Here is a 22,397-nt window from a genome sequence, read left to right as displayed (position 1 = left end):
TTGATGTATGCTGGATTGCCCGTGGGGCTAACGGGGGTGAGATGGCATGCAGCAGGGGCTTAGGCTGAGTGAGCTTTGGGGACGTTACTCGTGCGTGCCCTTCGATCCCATCGAGACCAACGAGGGCTTGAAGTTCGTGGGCCGTTGCAGGCAAGACGGGGTTCAGATGCACGTGGGCGACCCAGTGTCTGGAGCGGCATCTGACGGTTACCTGAAGCTGGTGGCCAAAGGGATGCTGCTGTTAGTGGTCCCCGACCTGAACATGTCGTTTCTTGTGATCAAGATGAAGAAGTCGTTTAGCGCGTTCAGGGCACAAAAGTACGAATACCTGGCATGCGTCGAGTTTGGCATCGGCAACGGCTTTATCCCGGCACTTAAGTACGACGACCTCGACTTTGCGTTTCTGTTTTTCCAAGCCGGTATTCAGGAAGCCGCCCAATCTGATCGTGATGGGCTTGGTCGTGAGGCGGACGCGCTACTCCAAAGCACGGCCCACTTCGGAGAAGACACCTACCTACGTGCGAAGGAGCGGTTGGAAAAAATCCCCTGACCTTCAGGGCGGGCGGCACTCTCCCTCAGCTTGAGTGTGGATGCCTTGCAGTGCCAATAGACCCTGCTCATGTGAATCTATCTGATCGGTCCGCTCAACCGTGTCATATAAATGGTAATTGACTTTTGGCACCGTCAGTGTCACAAGGTCTTAGACTTCAACGAAGCTAAGGACCGACGCTACCATGCCTTCCACCGTCATAGGCTATGCCCGTACTTCGACCCTCGACCAGACCTACGGCCTTGCCGCCCAGCTACGGGATTTGCAGACTGCGGGCTGTGAGAAGGTGTTCCAAGAACAGCTTTCATCGGTCGATAAGCAGCGGCCTGAGCTGACGAGAGCTGTGGAGTATGCCCGTGAGGGTGACGTGTTCGTGGTCACCAAGCTCGACCGCTTGGCCCGCTCGATGGCTGACCTCGTCAAGATCAAGGATGCATTTGAAGCCAAGGGCGTAACACTAAAAATCCTTAACCTTAGCATCGACACCTCGACCCCTACCGGAAAGCTCATGATGAACCTGCTCGGCTCCATCGCTGAGTTCGAACGTGAGATCATGCTTGAGCGTCAGCGTGAGGGCATCGCCAAAGCCAAGGAGGACGGGAAGTATAGGGGACGGGCACCCACTGCCCAGCGTAAGGCCGATGAGGTGAGGCAGCTAAAGGCAGAAGGTAAGACCATCGACCAGATCGTCGCAGCACTGGAGGTCAGCCGGTCGAGCGTCTTCCGCATCCTCAGGGCAGATGATTGAGGGCGTACCTGCCGAGGGGCGATGATGGATTTTCGTCGCCCTGAGGACGAGGAGCGCAATGCAGGCATCGTCAAGATGCTTGAGAGCGGCCTGAGCTGGAACACCATCGTGGCTGCTACAGGCTGCTCACGGTCTACGCTGGCTCGACTGGCTAAAGGTGTCTCGGGTCAGGTCGTGTCCTAATTCTTGGGCGTTCGTTTCTTCTGCCCTGATTATGTGTTTTCGGCCTCAGGCACCCTCGCTCGTAGGGCATGCACGACCTTCTCCCGCGTCAGCCCTCAGTGTCGTTGGGGTGCCCATCGTCTTGATCGAGTAAGCCACTACCGCGAAGCTTGCTGAGCCAAGAACCGCTTTCCTCATTAAGTTCACGCTTAGCGCCATAGGGCGTACTCAACATGAAGAGGCGATTGAGATTTAGCTTCTCTGTCTCCAAGCTCTTCGAGAGTTCGTGGATGGCGTGCGCTGCCTCGCCCAGCTTCACGAAACGAGCGACACACTCTTCCACCGCCCAGAACTCTTCAGTCAGCGTTACGGTCTTCTTGGTCTGCTTTGTGAAGAAGGTTACCCCACGCTTGCCGGAAAGAGGTCCGAACTGGTGATGAGCGACTATGTTCCTATCCCGGTACAGCGGCATGAGGCTGTCGATAGTGGAGTGATAGCTTTTCCTTTGAGAAGCGTCGAACGTCGCCAGCGTTATCGCACCGGTCAGTATCTTAAGCTTGTCCATGAACTTGATGTGGTCCGACAAGACGGTCATCTGCATGTAGTCGAGGTTCAGGGCGTTGCCCAGCGCCTGATCTACGGCATGTTCAAGCACCGACCAGTGAAACATGAATCGACCTATGAGGGCGAAGCACACCGTCTCATCATCAAGTCTACTGTAGTCGTCCACGTCTCGCTCCCGCTGCGCAACTCTCAAGGGTGAAGATCACGATACTGCACTCCGATTCGCAAGCCTGTTGATCGTCGTGAGCTGGTCGGCTTGACCCGCCCAAGGCCGCGCAAGGCAGGTTGAAAATGCTACAGCAAACTGCTACAGCACTCACCACAGACGGCGCTCTAAGCTATTGAAAATACAGTATGAAGCATGGTGTATCGACCCCGGCATGGGGCACCATCCCGACAAAACGCTAGTGATTTAATTTCCTATTCTTTGGCGTTTTTGTCTCAAGCACGCAAAACCTCGAAATCAGCCTGTCTAGGCCGAGAGCTCTTTGGCTTGCGCATTGATCTTCTCGCAGACATCCTCGAACGGATCACGCATTGGCACCAGAGGCGAGGCGCCGAGAAGAAGAAGGGCTTTCAGATGTTGCCAGCCGCCTTCCTCGCCCAGAACCGTCGCATAGGATGTCATCGGCTCGCGTAGCTCACCAGCATACAGGCGTTCGTATTCCGCGAAATTTCCGAAATTATCGCGATTGCTGTCCGAGGGGTGGAAGGTTTCTGCCGCAGCGCCTTCAGCAAGGATTACTTGGTGTGTCGCGAGCAGAACGGCGTAATACTCAATCGTCAAATCGTCGCGCGGTGCGATCGGCGCGATTGTTGTGCCGTTTACGAGATCCTTCACTCGGATAAGTACGCCATTCAGGAACAGAGCATGGCCGGGTGACAGGTAGAGATCGGAATGTGGCGTGCCATCGCCCAGTGCATCACGTGCCACTCGAATCGGTACGACGCCTTCCTGCCAGCACGCGCCTCGCTTCGTAAATACCTGCCGACCGACCCACTTGATTGGGCTGGTTTCTCCTTCCAGAAGAACAACGCGATCCCCCGTCTGCAGGTCCTCGACACGCTTTTCGCCGCAATCCGTAAGGATTGACGTCCCACGCAGAAAGCACTGCGCACCGCCGCCAGAGTTGCCATTTCCGCCAGAGTTGCCATTTCCGCCGGAGTTGCCATTTCCGCCCGAGTTCCCGTTCCCGTTACGTGGGCCCGCTCTCACCGGCAAAGACGACGCTGCCATTGCAAGGGCTGCCACGCTTGCAACGCGAGCGCCGGCAGCGGCCGCCACTCCCAGAAAACGTCGGCGCGCGGTATTGCGTGGCAGATTCGGATCTTGGAAATAAGGCATCCTGACGCTCCTTGCTACGAACAGCGTTGGACAATCGATAATACGCCTTCCACCTTTTCTCGCTAAGTCGGCAGAAAGGCTTAGTACGAAACGTGCTCGTCCAGGGTCCGGAGCTTCTCGTCCAATGTAAGGGCTGTGAGGCGCGCTTTAGCCGATGAATTCGGGCCCGCGACAGACATCGCGGAGAAGGACATAACGATCCCGTAAGCTATTGCTATGTCTGATAATTTCGAAGGGTCATAATTTCGCGCACTTGCCACACCCCGGCATGCGGCAGCCACTGGCAGATGCCACGCAAGATCAGCGCTCGATCCGCTCCGCCCGCGTCTCGGCAAGACGAGCGGCATCGCATGACATGCTTTAGTGGAAGCTCCCAACGAAAACGACGCCCAGGGAGATAAAGATCACCGCCCCCACAAGCGCGACAAGCTTCCCGATTGCGCCGGGGACCTGGACACCTGAGGCCTCGACCTTGAATGCCAGATAAAGCGGGAACGCCACGAAGAAGATCGAGATCCACTTCGGACGCATGATCGTCGCATCGACGGCGAGCATGATCACGTAGACCAGAAACATGCTGATGACGAGCATCCGGCCGATGACCCTCGTCCATTCGCTGCTGGTGCCAAGGATCGTCCGGATATGGCCACGATAGACAATGGCGAGGATAGCGAGCGTCAACGCCGAACATTTGACGATCGCTCCCAACAGCTCCCAGGCCGCAACCACTTGCTCGGGCATCCCGGCGCTAGCGGCTGCCCGCAAATTTTTCAGCGTGTCGCCGGTCGCCAAATCCAGATGGGTCACGATCCAATAAACATGCGGGGCCGCGACGATGAGACCAACCGCGATGGTCACCGCCAGCCGCCAGTTGAAGACCAATCGCCGCAGGCCAGGTTCGAGAAGGAGCGCTGCAACCGTCGCGACCGGGACGATCGCAAAGTTGTACTTGGCAAGGAATCCCAACCCGGCTGCTGCGCCGAGAAGTGCATAATTGCCGGTCGACGGTCGTTCCGCCATCAATGCCAGTACGTAGAGAAAGAACGCGACGACAGCGAAGGCGCCGACGCTGTGAGTTAGATCCCGCTGCGAGAGCAGAAAGACCACAGGCAGGCTCAGGAAGCCGATGGGGGCGATCCATGCAGTTTCGCGCTTGCCCATCACCTTGCGGGCCGCGAGACAGAGAAAGATGCAACTCAGCAGCAGCGTCCCGTTCTTTACGAAAGCCAGCGTGTCGACAGAGGCGCCGAAGATCTTGGCGAAATAGTAGAATAGCCAGTCGTAGAGCGGCGGCTGGTCGCCGTAGCCCAGTTGCAAGGCATGCGAGAGCCTGATCTGCTCTGCCTCGTCGGACGCCAGATCGCCGCCACGCAAGAGTCGAAGAACGAAGCTGGCGCTAAAGTATGTGGCGAGCAGGAGCACGGGCAGGAGTGTGCTTAGACGCGTGGCACGCCGGGTGGAAAGGTATGAACTATCAACAGTATCAGTCAACTTCTGCCCCGTATGCGCTCGGTCTAAACGAGTATTCAGGACGAAGATATGCAACTACTCTAATGGAGAGTATAGCGCTTCACCTGCAATTTCAGGGGTTCTCCAGCATCGTTCAGAAGCTGGGTGTTGCCGCAGGGCAACGCTTTCTCATCTCGTCGTTTGCAACATTGCTGCCTCAATCGGGCTCTACCCAGCAATTGGCCCGACGCGGCAAATCAACTGTTTAATTTCTTCGGCGTTTCGGCCACACTGCGCCCGCCAAGAGGGAAAGCGCACGCGTGCATCAGGAAGTATCGCTTATTGCAACAGTTGCCGTGAGTTTCGTCTGCGCGGCGATACTCGGCTATCTCGCCGATCGAGTGCGTCTGCCGCCGCTTGTCGGATACTTGTTTGCAGGCATCGTGATGGGCCCTTTGACGCCCGGCTTCGTCGCTAATGCCGAGCTTGCCAGCCAGTTGGCGGAGATGGGCGTCATCCTGTTGATGTTCGGCGTTGGCTTGCATTTTTCGACCGCCGACCTGCTTGCCGTGCGCGGGATTGCCGTGCCGGGCGCAATCGCGCGGATCGTCGCCGTTACCCTGCTCGGTATCGGGCTCGCCAGCTGGTGGGGCTGGAACCTTGGGGCGGGAATCGTCCTTGGACTCAGCCTGTCAGTAGCAAGTACGGTTGTGCTGTTGAAAGCCCTGGAGGAGCGGAACCTGCTCAACTCCGCCAGCGGCCGCGTCGCCGTCGGCTGGCTGATCGTCGAAGACCTTGCCACGGTCCTGGCACTGGTGCTTCTGCCTGCCGTCGCCGAATTGCTCGGTGGTCATGCGACCGCGGGCGGCCTTGCACACAACGCCGGGCTGCCGCTTCCGCTGACGATAGCGCTGACGCTGGTGAAGGTTGGTGCCTTTGCGGTCATGGCAATCTTTCTAGGGCCGAAGATCGTCCCTTGGCTCCTGACGCTCGTGGCGAGAACCGGTTCGCGCGAACTTTTCACCCTGACGGTCCTCGCAATAGCGCTTGGCATCGCGTTCGGCTCGGCGAAAGTCTTCGGCGTTTCGTTTGCGCTCGGCGCCTTCTTCGCAGGCGTGGTGATGAGCGAGTCCAACCTCAGCCATCGGGCCGCAGCCGATTCGCTGCCGCTTCAGAACGCCTTTTCGGTGCTGTTCTTCGTCTCGGTCGGCATGCTGTTCGATCCGTCGATCCTGGTGCGGCAGCCGATGGCTGTCATCAGCGCGCTGGCGCTGATTGTCGTCGGCAAGACCATCGTCTCCTTCCTCATCGTCGTCATGCTTCGCTATCCGATCGGCATGGCACTGACCGTGTCAGGCGGACTGGCGCAGATCGGCGAATTCTCGTTCATTCTCGCCAGCCTCGGCGTTTCTCTCGGGCTGCTGCCAAGTGACGGGCAGGACATCATCCTCGCATCCGCCATCATTTCGATCACGCTCAATCCGCTCGTCTGCTTGGGTGCCGAAGCGCTGCATACCCATGTGCACACCAGATGGCCGGTGCTCAGCAATCGCTTCGGTCGCCGCCGGCACGAGGCACTCGGCCGCGAGCTTGAAAAAATCCGAGCGATCAACGAGGCCCGCGAGCACAAGCATCAGCTCGAGATGGAAGAACTTATCGAAACCTTCCCGCTGTTTGCCAAGGTCGATGAAGATTCGCAGGAGGAGTTGCTGCTCCTCTTTCGGCCGAAATCGGCCTTGCCGGGCGAACGCGTGGTGCGCAAGGGCGACCGAGGCGATGGCATGTATTTCCTGTCATCGGGCGCAGTGGAAGTACAGCTACCGGGCGAGCCGATCCGGCTGGAGCCGGGCGCGTTCTTCGGCGAGATGGCGCTGCTCAGCGGCGGACGACGCACCGCGGACGTCGTTGCCGTGGATTTCTGCCAGTTCTTTGTGCTCGAAAGACGTGATTTCAACATGTTCACGGCAAAGCATCCCGTTCTGCGTCAGGCCGTCAGCGAAATGGCGCGCGAACGAACCGAAATGAACGTCATGCGGCAGAAGACAGATCAGCCCTCCAGCGTCGACTCCTGAGCTCATCGCCGCCGTTTGATCACGAAGATTTTTGGCACGTCACCCTACGAACGACACAGCAAGCATTTACAGCGGCGCAGACGCCCCATAAAGCTCATGCGCTCGAAGCGAAAGGATCGGAATGCTCCGCAGACTCTACGACTGGACCATGTCACTCGCGGGCCGGAAATCGGCCGAAGTCTGGCTCGCCGTTATAGCCTTCGTCGAAAGTTCTGTCTTTCTGGTTCCTGCCGACGTTCTCTACCTGCCGATGGGGCTCGCAAAGCCGGAACGCGCCTATCGCTACGCGCTGGTCGCAACCGTTGCATCCGTCCTGGGCGGCATCGCCGGCTGGGCGCTCGGCTACTATGCCTATGATGCGATCGCTCGCCCGGTTCTGGAATTCTACGGAAAGCTTGGCGCCTTCGAGCAGCTCAGGCTCTATATCCACGATGAGTGGGAAATCCTGCTGTTGCTGCTCGTCACCTCCGGCCTGGCGCATCTGCCGCCGATCAAGGTCGTGACGATCCTTGCCGGCGTCATTCACATGAACCTCGGCTTCTTCGTTATTTCCGCGATCATCGCACGCGGTGCCCGCTTCTTCTTCCTCGCCTGGCTGCTGCGCCGCTATGGCGAGCCGATCCGCCACTTCATCGAGAAACGCCTTGCACAGGTTACAGGCATTGTTGCCGCCGTCGCCATCGCCCTCGGGATTGCCTATAAACTACTTGCCCACTGAGCTATTCGCGCGGAGTCCGTTCATGCCTGCCTCGTTTTCCCTTGCTCGCCCGGTCGTCGGCTACTCGCTGGTGCTCGCACTAGGCATGGCGGTCGTCGTCGGAACTGCGCTTGGTTTTCAATATATCGGCGGCTACATCCCCTGCGCGCTCTGCCTGCTGCAGCGCCAGCCCTACTATTACGGCATTCCGGTCGCGATCCTCGGCGCGGTTGCCTCCGCAGTCGGCCTTCCGAGCTGGATCGGCCGGGCATTCCTGCTTGCCGCCGGCATGCTTATGATTGTCGGCGCCGGCATGGGCGTTTATCACTCCGGTGTCGAGTGGCAGTTCTGGGAAGGACCGGCGACCTGCTCCACGACGGCAGGCAGCATGACGCAGAATGCCGGCGACCTGCTGGGCGAGCTGAACAGCATCAAGGGCCCCTCCTGCACAGACGCCGCGTTGCGCGTCCTCGGCCTCTCCTTCGCAGGCTGGAACGTGATCACAAGCCTTGTCCTGGCGGCTTTCGCCTTCGTCGGCGTCCGTAAGACGGCCTGAGCCTGTCTGAGTAGAGACTGATCAGGGCTGCAGTTCGCTATCCCAGTAGAGGTAGTCGAGCCAGCTGTCGTGCAGGTAGTTCGGCGGGAAAAGCCTGCCGTTATTGTGCAGGTCTTGCACCGTCGGCTGGTACGGCTTCTGATTCGGGAACATGCCTGCCTGCTTCGGCAGCTTGCTGCCTTTTCTCAGATTGCAGGGGGAGCAGGCAGCAACGACATTTTGCCATGTCGTTTCGCCGCCATGGGCACGCGGGATGACGTGGTCGAAGGTCAGGTCATCGTGCTCGCCGCAATACTGGCATTCGAACTTGTCGCGCAGGAACACGTTGAAGCGCGTAAAGGCCGGGTTGCGGGAAGGCTGGACATAGGTCTTGAGGCAGACGACGCTCGGAAGCCGCATCGAAAAACTGGGCGAAGATACCGAATGCTCATATTCTGCAATGATATTCACACGGTCGAGAAATACCGCCTTGATCGCGTCCTGCCAGGACCAAAGCGACAAGGGGTAATAACTCAGGGGCCTGTAGTCAGCGTTCAGGACGAGCGCTGGCAGGGCCTGGGGGGAGACTGCAATCGTCAAGGGACTCTCCTGATCGATTCGGCATCTGCCCTCTTATATTAGGCCGGTTGTGACGGCATTGTGAAGTCTAATAAATTCAGGCATCAATCCTTGTATTTACTGCACGGTCACTCAGTCGACCGGCAGCATACCGCGACCGAGCTTGACGGCGTAATAGGCCCAGAATAGCCTCGCCGCGATCGATCGCCACGGTGACCATCCACCCGCCATGAACGCCAGCTCGCGAGCAGCTGGGCGAGCGCCGAGATCGAATGCCGCAGCCACGGCGTTCTGCAGGGCGACGTCGCCGGACGGAAAAACGTCCGCATGGCCGCCGCAGAACATCAGATAGACCTCGGCGGTCCAGGGACCGACGCCTTTGAGAGCCGTAAGCTTGGCCAGCGCCTGGTCGGGCGGCAGCGCAGAAAGCGCTGCAAGGTCGAGACGGCCCGAGGCAACCGCCTCGGCAATGCGCGACAGCGTTTCGGCCTTGGCGCGCGAAAGACCGAACTCCCGCCAGGCCTCCGGATGGAGAAGCACATAATTATCAGCCGTCAGCACGCCTTCGCTCGGCCGCATCCGTTTCCAGATCGCTTCGGCGCTGGCTCTCGACACCATTTGCGAGACAATAATGTGCGCGAGCCCCTCGAATCCCGGTTCGCGCAGCCGCAAAGGAAGCGGGCCAGTCTCGGCCGCAATGGCAGCAAGTCTCGGATCCAGGTGAAGCAGCTTCTCCAGCCCTTCTCTCACGTCATCGTCGCTGCGAATGATCAACACGCTTCCTCGCGATCCCATCGAATCCGTGGCAGAAGAAAGCATGACCGCGATTCCCCGTCAAAAGCCTGTCTTTCGTTTTGCGCCAAGCCCCAATGGCCCGCTGCATCTTGGCCATGCACTTTCTGCCTTTCTGAACAGAGACATGGCGGCGTCCGCAGGCGCACGCTTTCTGCTGCGTATAGAAGACATCGACCTGACGCGCTGCACACCCGAATTCGAGGCCGGCATTTACGCCGACCTCGAATGGCTCGCCATAGACTGGGAACGACCCGTGCGGCGGCAGTCGGAGCATTTCGCCGAATACCAGTCGGCGCTTGACCGGCTGGTCGACCTCGGCCTCGCCTATCCCGCCTTCATGACGCGGGGAGAGATCAAGACGCGCGTTGCCGCCGCCGAAGCCAATGGCACCCCCTGGCCGCGAGACCCCGACGGCTCGCCGCTCTATCCCCCCGACGATCGTCAACGCGCCGATTTCGACCGACGGCAGCTTCTCGCATCAGGCGTGAAACACGCCTGGCGGCTCGACATGAGCAAGGCTTTGGAGGCTGCCGGCGAGGCTCTTTTCTGGGAGGAAACAGGATACGGCGACCGTGGCACCATCGCCGCAAATCCAGGCGCGTGGGGAGACGTTGTCCTGTCGCGGTCGGATGCGCCGTCGAGCTACCATGTCTCGGTCGTCCTCGATGACGCGCTGCAGGGGATCACCCATGTGGTCCGTGGGCTCGATCTCTTTCACTCAACCTCGGTGCATAGATTGCTGCAGACGCTGCTCGGCCTGCCGGCGCCTGTCTACCATCACCATCGCCTGATCACCGATGAGGACGGACGCAAGCTTTCGAAGAGCCGAAGCGACACGGGGCTTTCCGAACTTCGCGACCGCGGCCTGTCACCGGCCGATATCCGTCACCTTGTCGGGCTTTGACGCCTTGGCCTGACCTCTGCCCAGGAAATTGTTCTTGAAGATCGCACGCACGCGGAACTTCAGGAGGGCGGCATTGATCTCGGCGCCGACAATGAAGATGACGCCGACCATATAAAGAAAGATCAGCACGATCATCACCGATGCCAGGCCGGCATAGGTCGCCGTATAATTGGCGAACGTCGCGAGGTAGTACGCGAAGATCAGGGCTCCCACCAGCCAGAGCAGCAGCGTTACCAACACGCCTGGCGCCACGTCGAATACCCGGCGCCGGCCCGCCGGCAGCCATAGGTGAACGACGAAAAGGCCGATAGTCAGCATGAACAGCGTGCCGTAGACGCGCCAGCTGAAAACAACCTCGAGCGTGTCGGCAAACAGCGGAAACCAATAGCGCGCGTAGTTCAGGGCAATCGGCACCGCCACCAGCAGGACGCTGACGGCGGCGAAAATGACCACGGCGATCATGACAAAACCAAGGCTTGCCAGGCGGGTGAGATACCACGGCCGCGTTTCCTGGACACGATAAGCGCGATTGAGCGAGATGCGCAGCGCCTCGACCCCGTTCGAAGCGAAGTAGGCCGCTGCCAGCACGGACACGGTCAACAGGCCGCCGCGCGGTATCGTCAGAACCTGGATTACCTGATCGACAAGCGGCTTGGCGATCGCCTCGGGCCAGGTGTCGAAGATGAGATGTATCGCCCTGTCCGAGAACTGGTCAGCGCCCAGGAAGGTCGCCAGTGTCGTCCCAAAGATTAGAAATGGAAAAACGGCGAGAAGCGTCGACAACGCGACATGGCTCGCCATCGCGAAGCCGTCATCCTCTATAAGGTGGCAGATAGCGTCGTAGACCACATCATAGAAGATGCGCATTATCTTCGGCATTCCGTCTCCCGGCTTTGATCGTTGTGTCGCCCGTTCGAATATGGGAAACCACTCCTATTTTGTACAGGAATCATTCCATGTCGGATCAGCGCACCATCATCGTGACCGGATGCTCTTCCGGGATCGGCGCGTACTGCGCCCGCGCGCTGAAGGCCGATGGCTGGCGGGTCTTCGCCACCGTGCGCAAGTTCGATGATCTGGCCGCCCTCCAAGCCGACGGCATCGAGGCCCTCCGCATGGACTATACGCGGCCCGATACGATCTCGGATCTCGTGCGCGACGTCAGCGAGCTGACGGGCGGACGCATCGACGCGCTGTTCAACAACGGCGCCTACGGGCAGCCCGGCGCCGTCGAGGACCTGCCGACCGAGGCTCTGCGCGCCCAATTCGAAACGAACGTCTTCGGCTGGCACGAGTTGACACGTCAGGTCGTGCCGCTAATGCGCAAGCGTGATCAGGGGCGGATCGTCCAGTGCTCGTCGATTCTCGGTGTCGTGCCGTACCGCTTCCGCGGCGCCTATACCGCCTCCAAATTCGCTCTCGAAGGCCTCAGCATCAGTCTTCGCATGGAACTGCAGGGTAGTGGCATTCACGTGAGCCTGATCGAGCCGGGCCCGATTGCGTCTCGCTTTACGGCAAATGCGCTCGTAAAAATCCACGAGCACATAGACGTCAGGAACTCGGTCCATGCGGCAGATTACCGCCGCCAGCTTGCGCGTCTTGACGGCTCGGGGCGCCCCAATCGACATAAGCTTGGTCCGGAAGCCGTGTATACCGTACTGAAGCACGCATTGAACTCGAACAATCCGAAACCACATTACCCCGTAACCACGCCGGCAAAGCAGGGCATGGTGTTGAAAAGGCTGCTGCCTGCAGACCTTTTCTATCGCCTGATGCGCTGGGTGGACTAATCAGGAAAGCCAAAGCCAGCATGTCCACGGTCACCTATATTCTCGCGATCATTGTCATGGGCATTGTCGCCATCGTACTGATTCGCGGTCTTTTCAACATGATGAAGGGCGGCAATCCGAACCTTTCCAACAAGCTGATGCAGCTGCGCGTGCTCCTGCAGGCGATCGCAGTGCTCCTCATCATGCTGACACTCTGGCTGACCGGCGGCGGCCGCCCTAGCTAAGGCGGGGAAAAAGAAGGGGTAGACATGGTAAGGCTCAACAAGATCTACACGAAGACCGGCGACGACGGCACGACGGCCCTGGTTTCCGGGCCGCGTCGGCTGAAATACGATCTGCGTGTCGAAGCCTACGGCACCATCGATGAAGCCAACTCCGCGATCGGCGTCGCGCGGCTTCACATGCAGGGCATGCCGGTCCTGGACCGAATGCTGACACTGATCCAGAACGATCTCTTCGATCTCGGCGCCGATCTTGCAACGCCGGACGATGGCAAACCGCCCGCACACGAGCCGCTGCGTATCGTTGAAAGCCAGGTCTCGCGGATCGAGAACGACATCGACGAATTGAACGCTGACCTGCAACCTTTGAGATCTTTCGTGCTGCCGGGCGGTCACTCGGCTGCCGCTCATCTTCACCTCGCCCGCACGATCGCGCGCCGCGCCGAGCGGCTGATGGTCGAGCTTGCCCGCACGGATGGCGAGGTCGTCAGCGATGCCGCGTTGAAATACGTCAACCGCGTTTCGGACTTCCTGTTTGTCGCGGCCCGCCACGCCAATGACCGCGGCCATGCGGATGTGCTTTGGGTTCCGGGAAAAAACAGGTAGGCTCCTTCCCGACTATGTGGCGCGAACGCCGGGGCAGGCTTCATGTTCATACCGCTGCACGATGCCAATACGCTGAAGCATATCAAGGTCCAATGGGTGACGATGGCGCTGATCGCGGTGGATTTCGCGGTTTGGCTATTCACCGGGGTGGTCGCCAACGAGTCCGCGTCGCAGGCAACGATTGTCGGCCTGGGCTACATTCCCGCGGTTGCGTTTAACCACGCCAGGCTGGCGCCGGCGCTGGCCCTCATCCCGGAACCGCTAACCTACATCACCTATTCCTTCGTGCATTCCGGCTTCTGGCACCTTGCGCCGAACATGGTTTTCCTGTGGGTCTTTGGCGACAATGTCGAAGATGCGATGGGGCACTTCCGCTTTCTTATTTTTTATCTGCTGTGCGCGGCCGCCGGCGCTCTTGTCCATGGCCTTGTGGGGCCGACATCGGAAGCGCCGCTCGTGGGCGCCTCGGGCGCGATCTCAGGCGTGGTCACCGCCTACGTCGTCTTGCATCCCCGCGTGAAGGTCTGGGTGCTGGTGCTAATGCGCGTCCCGCTGCCCTTGCCGGCCTTCGTGCCGCTCCTTCTCTGGATCGGCCAGCAATTCGTGATGCTGGTCTTGGAACCCGACGGCAGCATCTCCTGGGGCGCCCATGCCGGCGGCATCGTCGCCGGAGGCCTGTTGGTCCTTCTGATGCGTCGCCGCGGCGTCCCTTTATTCGATCGGGAGGTCGTCACGCCCAGGGCTGTCAAAAACCGGCCAGCCGCCAACACGACGATGGTCGTGACGCCCGGTCAACAGCTGCGCCCGCGCCTGCCTTGGGACAAGCAATAACTCTAATATTGACGTGAACGTAAGCGTAATATATCCACGGGATCAATTTGCCTATCTGCGCCATGGAAGCGTTGTGTTTGGAGGAAAAACGCGTATCCATGTCGCCATTCGACAATCGGAGCAGCGCCGAAACGCGCATTTTCTTGGCGAAAGAGTTGAAGGAAGGACCCCATGAAAATTCTCGTCCCCGTGAAGCGGGTGGTTGATTACAACGTGAAGATCCGCGTGAAGCCGGATGGCACAGGCGTCGAGCTTTCGAATGTGAAGATGTCGATGAACCCGTTCGACGAGATCTCGGTCGAGGAAGCGCTGCGGCTGAAGGAAGCCGGCAAGGCCGAGGAGGTGATCGTCGTGTCGATCGGCCCGGCCAAGGCCGAAGAGACGCTGCGCACAGCACTTGCCATGGGTGCCGACCGCGCCATCCTGGTGGAGACCGACGATCAAGTCGAACCGCTCACTGTGGCCAAGATCCTCAAGGGCGTCGTCGACGCCGAACTGCCGGGCCTGATTATAACAGGCAAGCAGGCGATCGATGACGACTCGAACCAGACCGGCCAGATGCTCGCAGCCCTGCTCGGCACGGCGCAGGCGACCTTCGCCTCGAAGATCGAGATCGGCGACAGCAAGGCCCAGGTAACCCGCGAGGTCGATGGCGGCCTGCAGACGATCGAGGTCAAGCTGCCGGCCGTCGTCACATCAGATCTGCGCTTGAACGAGCCGCGCTACGCCTCGCTGCCGAACATCATGAAGGCGAAGAAGAAGCCGCTCGACAAGAAAACGCCGGCCGACTTCGGCGTCTCCACCGCGCCGCGTCTGAAGGTCTTGAAGACCGAGGAGCCGTCCGGCCGCAAGGCAGGCGTCAAGGTCAAGTCGGTCGCCGAGCTGGTCGAGAAGCTGAAGACCGAAGCCGGCGTGCTTTAAAGGATCGAGAAAGGGAGATATATCCATGGCCATTCTTCTTCTGGCTGATCACGACGGCAGCCACCTTTCCGACCAGACCGCCAAGACGCTGACGGCTGCCGCCAAGATCGGCGGCGAAGTGACCGTGCTTGTCGCCGGCGCCGGCGCCAAGGCTGCAGCCGAACAGGCTGCCAAGCTCTCGGGCGTTTCCAGGGTGCTGGTTGCCGAGGACGCAAGCCTTGCCAACAATCTGGCCGAGCCGCTGGCCGCCCTGATCGTTTCGCTGGCCGCAAGCTATGATACGATCATCGCCGCCGCCACCTCGACCGGCAAGAACGTCATGCCGCGCGTCGCCGCCCTGCTCGATGTCGCGCAGGTTTCCGAGATCATCGAAGTGGTCTCCGCAGACACCTTCAAGCGGCCGATCTATGCCGGCAACGCCATCCAGACGGTGCAGGCGACCGACACCAGACGAGTCATCACCGTGCGCACCGCCTCGTTCGCCGCCGCTGCCGAAGGCGGTTCTGCCCCGGTCGAAGCTATTGCGGCCGCGGCCAACCCTGGCCTGTCGAGCTTCGTCAAGGACGCACTGTCGGCCTCCGATCGTCCGGAACTGACCTCTGCGAAGATCATCATCTCCGGTGGTCGTGCGCTGGGTTCCGCCGAAAAGTTCAGGGAAGTCATCCTGCCGGTCGCCGACAAGCTCGGTGCTGCCGTCGGTGCCTCGCGTGCCGCCGTCGATGCCGGTTACGCCCCGAACGACTGGCAGGTCGGCCAGACCGGCAAGGTCGTCGCTCCTGATCTCTACATCGCCTGCGGCATCTCGGGTGCCATCCAGCACCTCGCCGGCATGAAGGATTCGAAGGTCATCGTCGCCATCAACAAGGACGAGGAGGCGCCGATCTTCCAGGTTGCCGACTACGGTCTCGTCGCCGATCTCTTCGAAGCACTGCCGGAACTGCAGAAGGCGCTCTGATGTGTGCAGATGCCCTTATTTCGCACTTGCGAATGACTGGAAAATTATCCTTTTAAGGGCTACTACTTCTGCCGGGCGATCATTTGCCCGGCAGTTTTGTTAGAAAAATGCGGCAGCGCGGCGGCGCATGCCGAGCGGGGGTTTGGAGATGAACGCGGTGTTGAAGACGATTGGCATTATCGGCGCAGGCCAGATGGGTTGCGGCATCGCGCAGGTTTCGGCAGATGCAGGCTATAAGGTCCAGCTCTACGACATCTCCGAGGAACGCGTCCAGCACGGCCTGGCCACCATCAACGGCAACCTCGCCCGCCATGTGACGAGCGGCAAGATGACGGACGAAGAGCGTTCCGCCACCCTCGCCCTGATTTCCGGCTCCTCCGACATCAACGATCTTGCCGCGTCCGATCTCGTGATCGAAGCCGCGACCGAAGACGAAAACGTCAAGCGCAAGATCTACGCCCAAGTGTGTCCGGTCCTGAAGCCGGAAGCAATCCTTGCCACCAACACGTCCTCGCTCTCGATCACCCGGCTCGCTTCCGCCACCGACCGCCCCGAGCACTTCATGGGCATCCATTTCATGAATCCGGTGCCGGTCATGAAACTCGTGGAACTGGTTCGCGGCATCGCGACGGACGAAGTGACCTTCGCAACCGCCAAGGACTTCGTCGCCTCGCTGGAGAAAACGGTGACGGTCGCCGAGGATTTCCCGGCCTTCATCGTCAACCGCATCCTGTTGCCGATGATCAACGAAGCCATCTACACGCTCTACGAAGGCGTCGGCACCGTCGACGCCATCGACACCGCCATGAAACTAGGCGCCAATCATCCGATGGGGCCGCTGCAGCTTGCCGATTTCATTGGCCTCGACACCTGCCTGTCGATCATGCAGGTGCTGCACGACGGCCTGGCTGACTCGAAGTATCGCCCCTGCCCGCTGCTGGTGAAATATGTCGAAGCCGGCTGGCTCGGCCGCAAGTCCGGGCGCGGCTTCTACGATTATCGCGGCGATACGCCGATCCCGACCCGCTGACGCCAACCGATCTCGACGATCCGCACGGTCTCGTTTCATTCTTGCCGTTCGAAGGTTGTCCGCCGAAACTGATGAGCTGGCGAAACCAGAACCTATGCGCCGCGAGCATCGCGCTTCGCCTGCGAAACGGCGCTCGCCTTCCGCAGTCTACCGCGCTCCATGGGGCGGATGAGATCTTTGCGCTTTGTGCTTTCGATCGAGTGCATGCCTGCGTGGGCCTGCCGCGTGTTAAATGACTCGTCCTTCTCGCTTTTCGCTTCTTTCCTTCGTGCCAACGCGGCGCGCATGTTCTCGACCATCTGAATTTTAGCAAGCATTCGACGCCGGCGGGCCTGTTCCGCGTTCACGCTGCGCACGCCCATGGCCAGAACTTCGAGTTTGCCTCTCGTGCCTGTATCCTTGCGTGCCGGTGTCGCCCCTTTGGGTTGCGCCTTGCCTCTCATTTCCCTGCGCTGTCTGTTCGCCTCGCTTTGCGCACGATCGCGCCTTTCACGGATTCGCTTGGCGAGATCAGAGAGATCTGTATCCGACAAATCCTGCATTGCCGGATGGTGAGTCTTTTGAACAAGCTGCCATTCGTCCGCCGTTAGCAAACGCTCTGCCTGCTTGCGCGAAATTGCCATCTACGCCTCCTACGCTATCGCATCAGTACACCGACTTGGTTCGAGAGGGCTCGCTGCGCACCAGCAAAGCGAGCTAGAGTTTCGAAAGCTTGGTTCGGTCGCGGGTCCAACTTATCCGCGCGACTGTGTCCGATTCACAAACCTAGCGCTGACGGCAAGGTCGGCAATAGACTTTCAGTGTCGCTAGTCGCACGGTCACTGCGATAGAAGTACTCCAGGTTGCCGGCGTTCGCGACCCGGCCACGGCTTCCGGTCGGCGGTGCGCCAACCGCAATTATCGCAACGCCGGGATGGAAAGTAGCGCGATGATGGAAAGCCCGCCTAAAGCAGCGGCCGTGCCGAGTGACTGTGTGATGCCGAAGTTCTCCATCGCAAAAGCCAGGACGAACGGCGCAAGCGCCGACAGGATCAGCCGCGCTGCCATCATTCTCCCTTGCAGCTTGCCGTAACCGTCGCTGCCGAAGAGATGCAGAGGCAGCGTACCGCTGACGATGCTCAGCAGGCCATTGCCCATGCCGAAGATCACGGCGAAAGCCATCGCACCCGGCACGGACGGAGCCGTGAACAGCAGCACCAACACGCCGCCCGGAATCAGCATGGCCGCGATCACCGCCAGATGGATTGCCGGCAGGTTCTTACCGAAGACCATGTTGATCAGCCGGCTGCTGACCTGCGATGGGCCGAAGAGTGTCCCCACGAGGGCAGCGGCTCCGCCGAGCCCAAGGCCGGACAGTAGTGGCACCAGATGCACCAGCGTGGCCGAACTGACGAGCGACATCAGTGATAAGCCGCTGACCATGAGGGCAAAGCCGAGCCGGCGGCGAGCAGGTGGCAAGATCCCCTCCACTCGCGGGGCGGCGACCAATGCCGCCGTCGTCCGTTGCGTGCTCCTGCTGCGCGACAGCCATGCATGGATCGGCAGGCAGATGGCCAGGTTGAGAACGGCGAAGATCAGATAAACGTTCTGCCACGTAAGATGCGCATTCAGCGCCGCGGTGATTGGCCAGAAAATCGTCGAGGCAAAACCGGCAATCAGCGTCAGATAGGTGATGCTGCGGGATGCAACCTGTGGCCGGATCTGCACAAGCAGCGCGAAGGCTGCGCCGTACTGAACAAGGTTTGCGGCAACTTCGACGGCGATGAGCGCGGCAACAAACACGGCCTTGTTGGGCGCGAGAGCGCAGGCGGCCAGAGAGACAGCAGCAATAAAAGAGCCCGTAGCCATCACCCGGCCGGCGCCGATCCGGTCAAACAGCGCTCCCAACCACGGAGCCGCCAGGCCGCCGACCAGAAGCGCCGCAGAGAGAGCGCCGAAGACCCATTCCTTCGACCAGGCAAACTGCGCGGCCATATCGGGAGCAAGAATGCTGAAACTGTAATAGAGGGTGCCGTAGCCGATGATCTGTGTCACACCGAGCGCCAGCACGGCCAGAAGCGGCACGCGTTCAGACAAGGCGTTTACCTTGGGCATCGAGAACCTGCTGCCCGTCTTCCTTGGCGAACGGACCTTTGTGGGTGCCGGGCAGGATATCCAGGACGACCTCCGAAGGCCGGGCGAGGCGCGTACCCAGCGGGCTGATGACGAAGGGACGGTTTATCAGGATCGGGTCTTTCAACATGGCATCGAGCAACTCGTCATCGGTCAGGTCAGGGTTGTCGAGTCCGAGTTCGGCGTAGGGCGTATCTTTCTCGCGGATCGCGGCACGGACGGTCAGGCCTGCATCCGCGATCATCTTGATGAGTTGTTCACGGCTCGGCGGATCTTTCAAGTATTCGACGACCACATGTTCGATGCCCGCATTGCGGATCAGTGCCAGCGTATTACGCGAGGTGCCGCATTTCGGATTGTGATAGATCGTGACGTCGATTGTCATGGCGCAGGTTCCGTTTCAGTCAGTGATTGAGGATTGCGAGCTTCCATCAGCAGCCAACTCGCCCGCAATGCGCCGAGGATTTCCGCGACAATAAAACCCGGCAGATCGACCGGGCGGATGCCGGAAAAGGTGTTCGTCAGCGAGCGGGCGATAGCGACCGCAGGATTGGCGAATGAGGTCGAAGCGGTGAACCAGTAGGCCGCCGTGATGTAGAGGCCGACCAGCCATGCCACCGCATCGGCGCGAAAGCGCAGACCGGCGAGGATGACGAAGACGAGGCCGAACGTGGCAGTCACTTCGGCCAGCCACTGCGCGCTGCCGGTGCGGATGGTGGTCGAGACCTGCAGCAGAGGCAGTCCGAACATGGCATGCGCGAGCAGCGTTCCGGCAACGCCGCCAAGGATTTGTGCACCGATATAGGCCAGAGTAGACATGGCAGTCAGCTCACGGCGCAGCGCGAAAACCAGCGACACGACCGGATTGAAGTGAGCGCCGGAAATCGGTCCGAGGATGGTGATCAGCACAACGAGGATCGCCCCCGTTGCCAGCGTGTTGGCGAGCAGCGCAAGCGCCGTGTCCGTCGTCAGTCTGTCCGCCATGGTGCCCGAGCCGACCACGGTTGCGACCAGAAGAGCTGTGCCCAACGCCTCCGAGGCAAGGCGACTGGAGAGCGGAAAAGATGTCAAGGCCTCAGGTCCCGGACTAGATCAGGACGTTCATTGAATTTTTCCCTTGCCGGGCGGGCAGCAGGCAGCGATTTCCGCAGCCGGCGCACAGATTTCCAGATGGCCGGCGCAGCAGTCTTCCATCAGGAAGCGCACGAGGCCGCCGAGCGCATCGTAATTGGCGGTGTAGATGATCGAGCGGGCTTCGCGCTGCTGGCTGACAAGGCCCGCCCGGTCCAACTCCTTCAGATGGAAGGAAATGTTCGAGGGCGATAGTTCGAGCTTCTCCGCAATCGTCCCGGCGGCCATGCCCTCGGGGCCGGCAACGACGAGCATGCGGACGATCTGGAGGCGGGTCTCCTGAGACAGCGCGCCGAACGAAGCGAGGGCTTGACGTTCATCCATAATTCAATAATCCTTGAAATGTTGAAACAAGGAGTACCTCAGATGAATGCGATCGACAAGGCCCTGTCTTCAGATATCAGCCTCGGCCTTCTGCTTGAGGCCCTGGCAACGTCTCCAGATCTGCCTCTGGCGTTCCGCTACGACGGTCGGTTGGCGAAGCCGGGCTATCACGTCACCGAGGTCAAGGCCGGACAGTTTTCGGCACTCGACTGCGGAGCCAACCCGGAAGCTTGGGCGGAGACTTTCGTTCAGCTCTGGGATATCGAGGAGGGCGACCGCACCCACATGCCGGCCGGCAAGTTCGCCGCCATCATTCGCAAGGTTTCCGAACATGTGCAGCTTGATGGCTCGGCGAAGCTGACCTTTGAGGTAAGCGATGGTGTGCAGCCGATGCAGCTCTATTGCGCCTCGATCCCGGTCATCAGCAACGGTGTGGTGCAGGTTGAACTCCTTCCCCGCGCGGCAAGCTGCAAGCCGCGTGACCGGTGGCTGGCGAAGCAAGCCCAAGAGACGGCCTGCCGCGGGCCGGCTAATGCTGCTACCAAGTGCTGTGGCTAAATCCACCACTGACTGCTTGCGACGGATAGGAGACGCTGACGGATGATCGGAGCGACAACGGCGTCACCCGTCACCCGAAGACTGAAAATCGCGGCCTTTGCCGGCGAAACCGTCGAGCGTCGGCGGTTGCCGTCTTCGCCCTTGGAGGAAAGCCAGCGATCAGCTTGCGACCCAAAGAATGCAAGCCAGCCCGGCGAAGAAGACCGCAAGAACGAGTGCAAGCCTGGCGAAGATCCAGCAATCGTCTGCGCGATCGAAGGCAACCTCGTGCTTATCGGTGTGCCCAGATGATTGCGCTTGAGCCGCCTGACGCGATTGCACCGCGACGTAATATAACCACCAGCGACCGTACATCGCCTCATCCTTCCAGCAAAACTGCATGACTGTTCAAGCGGCCAGATGATCGACCGCACCGGCTAAGATTATCGGTGCGGCCATATCTTTTCGATTGGATGGACGGGCACCCGATGTAAGCATCGCATAAAGGACGGTGATGGACTTCGCTGGCGCGATCCTGCTTTGGCCCGCTTGGCGCCGGCTTGCCTTTAAATGGGGAACCCCAACTCCGAGACCGTCGTCACGATCAGCGATCAAATCCACAGATGCGCTCGATCCTGGTCGTAGCGGGAGTGCCAGTAGAGGTTCACGTGCGGCGCGGGAACATCGATTGGCGGTTCGAAGACCATCAGGTCGAGCTGCGCCTTGACCGCTCTCGCAAACTGCACGGGCACCGCCGCGACATGCGAGCCGGCGGCAACCGCGAGCGCCACGCCCTGAATGCGGGAGCGCGAGCGTCACGTTACGACGAAGCCCGTGCGACTTCAGAGCCTCGTCCACCATGCCGGAAAGCGTCCCATCGATCGAACGTATAGCATGGGGCAAGCGGGAAAAGAGATCGAGCGGAATCTGTCCGCCGTCCGGAATCGCTGCAATGGCCTCGTTGTTTCGTGATGCGATGATGACGAAGGGCGATTGAAAAAGCAGCGCGCTTGATACCCAATCCGGTAACTCGAGCGGACGCTCGAGGGCCATATCGACCGCATTCTCTTGAAGCAGCCTTGCGACGTCGCCCATGGCGCTATCAAGCAACCACAGGCGCACATTCGGCGCTTGTTCGTGCACCTTTCTCGCCAGCTGGGGCATCAACAGCATGGAAAAGAAGTCGGCCCCCAACAGCGTGTAGGTCCGATCGAGTTCGCCTAGTTCCAGGCCGCGGACCGAGCGGATCATTCCCTCGATTTCCGCGAGCGCCAGGCGGGCCCTTTCACCAAGTTCGACTGCCTTGGGCGTGGGCAGCATTTCGTTTCCCTGCCGCACGAAAAGATTGTCGTTGAAGAGGTGGCGAAGCCTGTTCAACGCCGCACTCACGGCCGGCTGACTGAGACCGATACGATCCCCGGCACGCGTGACGCTTCGCTCCCGCATCAAGGCATCGAAGACGCGCACGAGGTTCAAGTCGAGACCATTGAAATTCATGGCGTGGATTCAGTCCATACGATCATTGGATTGGATCGGAGT

The 22,397-nt window shown here is 60.1% G+C and carries 28 protein-coding genes; 16 read left to right on the top strand and 12 right to left on the bottom strand.

Annotated features, from left to right (window positions below; all coding sequences use genetic code 11):
• The first annotated feature begins 46 nt into the window (after positions 1-46).
• The 3 genes from C934_RS0116825 (at position 47) to C934_RS34690 (ending at position 1,481) form a co-directional block, all read left to right on the top strand.
• Entirely contained in the window at positions 47-550 is a 504-nt protein-coding gene (locus C934_RS0116825) for a hypothetical protein (RefSeq protein WP_018857823.1), read from the top strand.
• A gap of 184 nt (positions 551-734) precedes the next feature.
• Complete coding sequence (locus C934_RS0116820; RefSeq protein WP_018857822.1) at positions 735-1,298, top strand: recombinase family protein; 564 nt, start codon at positions 735-737, stop codon at positions 1,296-1,298.
• Between the two features lie 24 nt (positions 1,299-1,322).
• A complete protein-coding gene (locus C934_RS34690; RefSeq protein WP_335327569.1) occupies positions 1,323-1,481 on the top strand; it encodes a helix-turn-helix domain-containing protein in 159 nt (52 codons plus the stop codon).
• A gap of 88 nt (positions 1,482-1,569) precedes the next feature.
• On the opposite strand, the gene C934_RS0116810 is transcribed toward C934_RS34690, so the two are convergent.
• From C934_RS0116810 to C934_RS0116800, 3 genes are all read right to left on the bottom strand, one after another.
• Positions 1,570-2,190: a hypothetical protein gene (locus C934_RS0116810; RefSeq protein WP_018857820.1), complete on the bottom strand. Its 621-nt coding sequence runs from the start codon at positions 2,188-2,190 to the stop codon at positions 1,570-1,572.
• A 306-nt stretch (positions 2,191-2,496) separates the two neighbouring features.
• Entirely contained in the window at positions 2,497-3,369 is an 873-nt protein-coding gene (locus tag C934_RS0116805; RefSeq protein WP_018857819.1) for a Hint domain-containing protein, read from the bottom strand.
• 360 nt (positions 3,370-3,729) lie between these two features.
• The gene (locus tag C934_RS0116800; RefSeq protein WP_026371851.1) at positions 3,730-4,860 is read right to left on the bottom strand and encodes a glycosyltransferase family 39 protein; all 1,131 of its coding nucleotides are present in this window, start codon (positions 4,858-4,860) and stop codon (positions 3,730-3,732) included.
• A 278-nt stretch (positions 4,861-5,138) separates the two neighbouring features.
• On the opposite strand from C934_RS0116800, the gene C934_RS0116795 reads away from it, so the two are divergent.
• The 3 genes from C934_RS0116795 to C934_RS0116785 all read left to right on the top strand — a co-directional run bounded on the left by C934_RS0116795 (position 5,139) and on the right by C934_RS0116785 (position 8,143).
• Complete coding sequence (locus C934_RS0116795) at positions 5,139-6,890, top strand: cation:proton antiporter domain-containing protein (RefSeq protein ID WP_018857817.1); 1,752 nt, start codon at positions 5,139-5,141, stop codon at positions 6,888-6,890.
• A 121-nt stretch (positions 6,891-7,011) separates the two neighbouring features.
• Positions 7,012-7,608, top strand: a complete 597-nt coding sequence (locus C934_RS0116790; protein WP_018857816.1) for a YqaA family protein — start codon at positions 7,012-7,014, stop codon at positions 7,606-7,608.
• Between the two features lie 22 nt (positions 7,609-7,630).
• Entirely contained in the window at positions 7,631-8,143 is a 513-nt protein-coding gene (locus C934_RS0116785; protein ID WP_018857815.1) for a disulfide bond formation protein B, read from the top strand.
• Between the two features lie 21 nt (positions 8,144-8,164).
• Here the strand turns inward: C934_RS0116785 and C934_RS0116780 are convergent, their stop codons facing one another.
• Both C934_RS0116780 and C934_RS0116775 read right to left on the bottom strand, forming a co-directional pair.
• The gene (locus C934_RS0116780) at positions 8,165-8,722 is read right to left on the bottom strand and encodes an HNH endonuclease (RefSeq protein ID WP_007790722.1); all 558 of its coding nucleotides are present in this window, start codon (positions 8,720-8,722) and stop codon (positions 8,165-8,167) included.
• Positions 8,723-8,833: 111 nt separating this feature from the next.
• Entirely contained in the window at positions 8,834-9,520 is a 687-nt protein-coding gene (locus C934_RS0116775; RefSeq protein ID WP_018857814.1) for a DNA-3-methyladenine glycosylase family protein, read from the bottom strand.
• Here C934_RS0116775 and gluQRS point away from each other — a divergent pair.
• Positions 9,519-10,400: a tRNA glutamyl-Q(34) synthetase GluQRS gene (gluQRS, locus tag C934_RS0116770; RefSeq protein WP_018857813.1), complete on the top strand. Its 882-nt coding sequence runs from the start codon at positions 9,519-9,521 to the stop codon at positions 10,398-10,400. The two genes, C934_RS0116775 and gluQRS, sit on opposite strands and share 2 nt — an antisense overlap.
• On the opposite strand, the gene C934_RS0116765 is transcribed toward gluQRS, so the two are convergent.
• Complete coding sequence (locus tag C934_RS0116765; protein ID WP_018857812.1) at positions 10,365-11,279, bottom strand: YihY/virulence factor BrkB family protein; 915 nt, start codon at positions 11,277-11,279, stop codon at positions 10,365-10,367. The genes gluQRS and C934_RS0116765 overlap by 36 nt on opposite strands.
• Before the next feature lie 77 nt (positions 11,280-11,356).
• Here C934_RS0116765 and C934_RS0116760 point away from each other — a divergent pair, with 77 nt between their 5' ends.
• From C934_RS0116760 to C934_RS0116730, 7 genes are all read left to right on the top strand, one after another.
• Positions 11,357-12,190 carry an SDR family oxidoreductase gene (locus tag C934_RS0116760; RefSeq protein WP_018857811.1) on the top strand — a complete coding sequence of 278 codons (834 nt, stop codon included), beginning with the start codon at positions 11,357-11,359 and terminating at the stop codon, positions 12,188-12,190.
• Positions 12,191-12,210: 20 nt separating this feature from the next.
• Positions 12,211-12,414 (top strand): twin transmembrane helix small protein, encoded by a 204-nt coding sequence (locus C934_RS0116755; RefSeq protein ID WP_018857810.1) that lies wholly within the window; start codon positions 12,211-12,213, stop codon positions 12,412-12,414.
• Positions 12,415-12,438: 24 nt separating this feature from the next.
• Positions 12,439-13,017: a cob(I)yrinic acid a,c-diamide adenosyltransferase gene (locus tag C934_RS0116750; protein ID WP_018857809.1), complete on the top strand. Its 579-nt coding sequence runs from the start codon at positions 12,439-12,441 to the stop codon at positions 13,015-13,017.
• Between the two features lie 42 nt (positions 13,018-13,059).
• Entirely contained in the window at positions 13,060-13,848 is a 789-nt protein-coding gene (locus tag C934_RS0116745) for a rhomboid family intramembrane serine protease (RefSeq protein WP_018857808.1), read from the top strand.
• A gap of 171 nt (positions 13,849-14,019) precedes the next feature.
• The gene (locus tag C934_RS0116740) at positions 14,020-14,769 is read left to right on the top strand and encodes an electron transfer flavoprotein subunit beta/FixA family protein (protein WP_018857807.1); all 750 of its coding nucleotides are present in this window, start codon (positions 14,020-14,022) and stop codon (positions 14,767-14,769) included.
• A 25-nt stretch (positions 14,770-14,794) separates the two neighbouring features.
• A complete protein-coding gene (locus C934_RS0116735) occupies positions 14,795-15,724 on the top strand; it encodes an electron transfer flavoprotein subunit alpha/FixB family protein (protein ID WP_018857806.1) in 930 nt (309 codons plus the stop codon).
• A 148-nt stretch (positions 15,725-15,872) separates the two neighbouring features.
• Positions 15,873-16,754 carry a 3-hydroxybutyryl-CoA dehydrogenase gene (locus tag C934_RS0116730; RefSeq protein WP_026371850.1) on the top strand — a complete coding sequence of 294 codons (882 nt, stop codon included), beginning with the start codon at positions 15,873-15,875 and terminating at the stop codon, positions 16,752-16,754.
• Positions 16,755-16,846: 92 nt separating this feature from the next.
• Here the strand turns inward: C934_RS0116730 and C934_RS0116725 are convergent, their stop codons facing one another.
• The 5 genes from C934_RS0116725 to C934_RS0116705 all read right to left on the bottom strand — a co-directional run bounded on the left by C934_RS0116725 (position 16,847) and on the right by C934_RS0116705 (position 20,321).
• Positions 16,847-17,377 (bottom strand): hypothetical protein, encoded by a 531-nt coding sequence (locus tag C934_RS0116725; RefSeq protein ID WP_018857804.1) that lies wholly within the window; start codon positions 17,375-17,377, stop codon positions 16,847-16,849.
• Between the two features lie 274 nt (positions 17,378-17,651).
• A complete protein-coding gene (gene arsK, locus C934_RS0116720) occupies positions 17,652-18,848 on the bottom strand; it encodes an arsenite efflux MFS transporter ArsK (protein WP_018857803.1) in 1,197 nt (398 codons plus the stop codon).
• Positions 18,823-19,251 carry an arsenate reductase (glutaredoxin) gene (gene arsC, locus C934_RS0116715; protein ID WP_018857802.1) on the bottom strand — a complete coding sequence of 143 codons (429 nt, stop codon included), beginning with the start codon at positions 19,249-19,251 and terminating at the stop codon, positions 18,823-18,825. Before arsC ends, arsK begins: the two co-directional genes overlap by 26 nt.
• Positions 19,248-19,937, bottom strand: coding sequence for an aquaporin (locus C934_RS0116710; RefSeq protein WP_026371849.1), 690 nt, complete (start codon positions 19,935-19,937; stop codon positions 19,248-19,250). Before C934_RS0116710 ends, arsC begins: the two co-directional genes overlap by 4 nt.
• A 30-nt stretch (positions 19,938-19,967) precedes the next feature.
• A complete protein-coding gene (locus C934_RS0116705; protein ID WP_018857800.1) occupies positions 19,968-20,321 on the bottom strand; it encodes an ArsR/SmtB family transcription factor in 354 nt (117 codons plus the stop codon).
• A gap of 42 nt (positions 20,322-20,363) precedes the next feature.
• Here C934_RS0116705 and C934_RS0116700 point away from each other — a divergent pair, with 42 nt between their 5' ends.
• Complete coding sequence (locus tag C934_RS0116700) at positions 20,364-20,879, top strand: DUF6428 family protein (RefSeq protein ID WP_018857799.1); 516 nt, start codon at positions 20,364-20,366, stop codon at positions 20,877-20,879.
• Between the two features lie 42 nt (positions 20,880-20,921).
• Entirely contained in the window at positions 20,922-21,170 is a 249-nt protein-coding gene (locus C934_RS0116695; RefSeq protein ID WP_018857798.1) for a hypothetical protein, read from the top strand.
• A gap of 96 nt (positions 21,171-21,266) precedes the next feature.
• Here C934_RS0116695 and C934_RS32020 read toward each other — a convergent pair whose 3' ends face one another.
• Entirely contained in the window at positions 21,267-22,355 is a 1,089-nt protein-coding gene (locus tag C934_RS32020; RefSeq protein ID WP_245267957.1) for a LysR family transcriptional regulator, read from the bottom strand.
• Between the last annotated feature and the right edge of the window lie 42 nt (positions 22,356-22,397).

The organism is Rhizobium sp. 42MFCr.1, from assembly GCF_000377185.1.
GTDB classification, from domain to species: Bacteria; Pseudomonadota; Alphaproteobacteria; order Rhizobiales; family Rhizobiaceae; genus Rhizobium; species Rhizobium altiplani.
This window is presented reverse-complemented; position numbering and strand designations above follow the sequence as displayed.

Excerpts from the sequence above, each read along its gene's own strand:
- C934_RS0116825 (WP_018857823.1), top strand. The coding sequence starts at position 47 with ATGCAGCAGGGGCTTAGGCTGAGTGAGCTTTGGGGACGTTACTCGTGC.
- C934_RS0116820 (WP_018857822.1), top strand. The coding sequence starts at position 735 with ATGCCTTCCACCGTCATAGGCTATGCCCGTACTTCGACCCTCGACCAG.
- C934_RS34690 (WP_335327569.1), top strand. The coding sequence starts at position 1,323 with ATGGATTTTCGTCGCCCTGAGGACGAGGAGCGCAATGCAGGCATCGTC.
- C934_RS0116805 (WP_018857819.1), bottom strand. The coding sequence starts at position 3,369 with ATGCCTTATTTCCAAGATCCGAATCTGCCACGCAATACCGCGCGCCGA.
- C934_RS0116790 (WP_018857816.1), top strand. The coding sequence starts at position 7,012 with ATGCTCCGCAGACTCTACGACTGGACCATGTCACTCGCGGGCCGGAAA.
- C934_RS0116785 (WP_018857815.1), top strand. The coding sequence starts at position 7,631 with ATGCCTGCCTCGTTTTCCCTTGCTCGCCCGGTCGTCGGCTACTCGCTG.
- gluQRS (WP_018857813.1), top strand. The coding sequence starts at position 9,519 with ATGACCGCGATTCCCCGTCAAAAGCCTGTCTTTCGTTTTGCGCCAAGC.
- C934_RS0116775 (WP_018857814.1), bottom strand. The coding sequence starts at position 9,520 with ATGCTTTCTTCTGCCACGGATTCGATGGGATCGCGAGGAAGCGTGTTG.
- C934_RS0116765 (WP_018857812.1), bottom strand. The coding sequence starts at position 11,279 with ATGCCGAAGATAATGCGCATCTTCTATGATGTGGTCTACGACGCTATC.
- C934_RS0116760 (WP_018857811.1), top strand. The coding sequence starts at position 11,357 with ATGTCGGATCAGCGCACCATCATCGTGACCGGATGCTCTTCCGGGATC.
- C934_RS0116755 (WP_018857810.1), top strand. The coding sequence starts at position 12,211 with ATGTCCACGGTCACCTATATTCTCGCGATCATTGTCATGGGCATTGTC.
- C934_RS0116750 (WP_018857809.1), top strand. The coding sequence starts at position 12,439 with ATGGTAAGGCTCAACAAGATCTACACGAAGACCGGCGACGACGGCACG.
- C934_RS0116745 (WP_018857808.1), top strand. The coding sequence starts at position 13,060 with ATGTTCATACCGCTGCACGATGCCAATACGCTGAAGCATATCAAGGTC.
- C934_RS0116740 (WP_018857807.1), top strand. The coding sequence starts at position 14,020 with ATGAAAATTCTCGTCCCCGTGAAGCGGGTGGTTGATTACAACGTGAAG.
- C934_RS0116735 (WP_018857806.1), top strand. The coding sequence starts at position 14,795 with ATGGCCATTCTTCTTCTGGCTGATCACGACGGCAGCCACCTTTCCGAC.
- C934_RS0116730 (WP_026371850.1), top strand. The coding sequence starts at position 15,873 with ATGAACGCGGTGTTGAAGACGATTGGCATTATCGGCGCAGGCCAGATG.
- C934_RS0116725 (WP_018857804.1), bottom strand. The coding sequence starts at position 17,377 with ATGGCAATTTCGCGCAAGCAGGCAGAGCGTTTGCTAACGGCGGACGAA.
- arsK (WP_018857803.1), bottom strand. The coding sequence starts at position 18,848 with ATGCCCAAGGTAAACGCCTTGTCTGAACGCGTGCCGCTTCTGGCCGTG.
- arsC (WP_018857802.1), bottom strand. The coding sequence starts at position 19,251 with ATGACAATCGACGTCACGATCTATCACAATCCGAAATGCGGCACCTCG.
- C934_RS0116705 (WP_018857800.1), bottom strand. The coding sequence starts at position 20,321 with ATGGATGAACGTCAAGCCCTCGCTTCGTTCGGCGCGCTGTCTCAGGAG.
- C934_RS0116700 (WP_018857799.1), top strand. The coding sequence starts at position 20,364 with ATGAATGCGATCGACAAGGCCCTGTCTTCAGATATCAGCCTCGGCCTT.
- C934_RS0116695 (WP_018857798.1), top strand. The coding sequence starts at position 20,922 with ATGATCGGAGCGACAACGGCGTCACCCGTCACCCGAAGACTGAAAATC.
- C934_RS32020 (WP_245267957.1), bottom strand. The coding sequence starts at position 22,355 with ATGAATTTCAATGGTCTCGACTTGAACCTCGTGCGCGTCTTCGATGCC.